The organism is Moorena sp. SIO3I6, from assembly GCF_010672095.1.
On record NZ_JAAHHU010000826.1, the window covers coordinates 1 to 2131 of the forward strand.

Genomic DNA, 2131 nt, shown 5'->3' on the forward strand with positions numbered 1-2131 from the left:
GGGCTAATGCCAATCTTGCCTTTGACCTTTGAACCCTCTTGATTTGCCAATGACCAAACATAGGGCCAATTCCTCAGAAATACCGCATCCCCATTTTGAAACAACAGTCGTGTTTCTTCTTCCTGATAGGTAGTGACACCAGGGGGTGAAATCCCTTGTTTAATGGTGCTGCGCAGAAACTCTACAGCTTTAATCGCTTCCGGTTGATCCAAACCGACCTCCAAGGTTTCTGGATCAACCCAGAAACCACCAAACCCTGCAAGTATCTCCACAAACATGGCTGACAACCCTTCATATTGACGACCTTGCCAAAGATAGCCCCATTTTGGATCATGGTTTTCCTGCAATTGTTGGGAAATGGTGACCAACTGCTCAAAGGTTTTTGGGGCTTGGAATCTAGCTTGCTCTAGCAAATCCTGACGATAGTAGAGCATACCACCATCGGAACGGAATGGTATCCGGTATAGTTTGCCCTGGTAGCGTCCTGAATCAACTGCTTTATCCAGAAATTCCTTTAAATAGTCCTTACTAACCCGGTCCGATAAATCTAGTAACCACCCTGCAGCGGCAAACTTAGGAGTCCAAATCACGTCCATGTTAATCAGGTCATAGGGTGAGTCTCCTAAAATGAAAGCAGAGGTATAGAGGTCTTCTGTTAAGTCAGAGTTTAATGGTCCTTCGATCAGTTCGATTTGAATATCTGGATTCTCTAGCTCAAAATTCTTAACCAGTAGTTCCTGCCAATCAAAAAACTCCCCCGCTCCCATCAATAGCGTGAGTTTAACAGGGTGCTGGGTCAGTGCTGGTAGTGCCCAAAACTGGGACAGGAGCACACTGGCAACCAGCATTCCCAAAAGAATCACGATTACGACAGGTCTAAGCAGTTTACTGGTAAGCATTCAGCGGTCAGCTAATGCGCTACGCGCACGCTACTTGAGGTGCTATCAGCTATTAGCATTAAGCTAAGGTGCTTTTGAAGAGGCGTTGCAGCACCGCCAAAGGGGGATTACCCCCATGAGCAACTGCATCAAGAAAACAGGTAACCATGTGTTAAATCTGAGTTACATCTGCTGACGGCTGTTCGCGTAGGGTGAGCTTTTAGCTCACGGCTGACCGCTGATAGCTGAATGCTTACGTTTAGTGAAACCTTAATCAGCGCGTCGCAGCATTCATCAGTTTACCATCAACTATCCGATTTTGTAGGAGATTCATACAGATCGGCTTTGCTCCGAGCATAACTATGGGCAAGCTCAGAAGAGCAAAGATAATTGTTGATAACACGATTGGTGTCAGAAAAGATTTATCGAATGTAGATTGGTTCATGATTAAATGCTTACCTTAAACAAGTTCTAGTACTGGTCGTGAACTCAATGGCTAGGTAACGTACAGGCTAGATAGCAGGTATTTTCGCGCTTTTTTGCTCTGTACACAAATAATCTACCGATCTCACCAAGAGCAGTCGATAACTAAAAGTTAAGGGAAGTTATGGAGTTGCCCTAGGATTCGACTTAAATCAAACATGAGGTATACCCAATCGCTAACATAACGCAGATGCGATCGCAAACTCCTGAGGTTCAAACTAGGACAAAACGCTGGCAATAAGGCTACCGTTCAAAACCAACGAAAAGCTGACATGATCAGCGTTTTTAAGTTGGCATTTTTAATTTGGCTATCAGCTATCAGTTATCAGTTAATGCGCTACGCGCACGCTACGCGAACAGCTTTTGAATAAGCGATGCAGAGGTGCGACCCGTGGCGAATTTAATTACGGGTAAAGCGCACCTAAGCGGTCATGGGGGAAACCCCCATGACCGCGCTGCATCAAGACAAGAGGTAAGCATTGGTTTAATCTGTGTTATCTCAGCTTATGGGATTTTACCCAGACTTTCAATTCTAATTAATCTCGAACTCTTAAATTCTCTCCTTAGAGGTTTATTGGAAGCTGACTGCTGACTGCTGACTGCTGACTGCTGACTGCTGACGGTACTAGTCATTGAGTTTTAAGTAGCTATCCTAAGGGAGTAATTGTGAACGGATCTACAATCCAAAAATTCATCTTGGCACCAGTATTCATTTCCACTACACTCTTTTGTATCTTCACCTTACCTGTAGCCATATTTGGTGAAGAGTC

At 44.5% G+C, this 2131-nt stretch carries 3 protein-coding genes; 1 reads left to right on the forward strand and 2 read right to left on the reverse strand.

From position 1 onward, the window contains the following. Positions 1-848, reverse strand: an 848-nt coding sequence (locus F6K49_RS43210; RefSeq protein WP_293107806.1) for an extracellular solute-binding protein, incomplete at its 3' end; no start/stop codon positions are given. A 304-nt stretch (positions 849-1152) separates the two neighbouring features. Continuing rightward, positions 1153-1323 (reverse strand): hypothetical protein, encoded by a 171-nt coding sequence (locus F6K49_RS43215; protein WP_293107798.1) that lies wholly within the window; start codon positions 1321-1323, stop codon positions 1153-1155. Between the two features lie 429 nt (positions 1324-1752). Here F6K49_RS43215 and F6K49_RS43220 point away from each other — a divergent pair, with 429 nt between their 5' ends. After that, the gene (locus F6K49_RS43220; RefSeq protein ID WP_293107801.1) at positions 1753-1953 is read left to right on the forward strand and encodes a hypothetical protein; all 201 of its coding nucleotides are present in this window, start codon (positions 1753-1755) and stop codon (positions 1951-1953) included. Positions 1954-2131: the final 178 nt, after the last annotated feature.